Origin of the sequence: Mammaliicoccus sp. H-M34 (assembly GCF_022386495.1) — a bacterium.
Taxonomy (GTDB): domain Bacteria; phylum Bacillota; class Bacilli; order Staphylococcales; family Staphylococcaceae; genus Mammaliicoccus; species Mammaliicoccus fleurettii.
Genome location: NZ_JAJNIK010000033.1, coordinates 1 through 285 on the forward strand (window position 1 = coordinate 1; position 285 = coordinate 285).

The window sequence follows — 285 nt, forward strand, 5'->3', positions numbered from 1 at the left end:
TTGCTTTGGCTATGATATTACCTTCAGGTAATGGAATAGTTGGTGTAATTTCAGCAACACCTTGATCATTAGCAACACCTTCACCAATCTTGTTTCCATCTTTATCGAATAACTCGACAGTTGAACCTGGATCAGCTTTTACAACAATTGGATCTTTTGTGCCACCTTTATCAGTTAAATCTGTTTGAATGACTGGTTTAGTTGGCGGTGTTGTATCTTTCGCTTTGACAGGTTCAGAAGCGTCAGACGTATTCGGTGTTTCCGCGTTATCCGTTGCTTTGGCTG

Annotated in this window: 1 protein-coding gene; it reads right to left on the reverse strand. The window is 40.7% G+C overall.

Annotated elements, in window-relative coordinates; all coding sequences use genetic code 11:
* The coding region (locus LQ608_RS12445) for a hypothetical protein (protein ID WP_239752195.1) at positions 1-285 on the reverse strand (285 nt) is incomplete at both ends.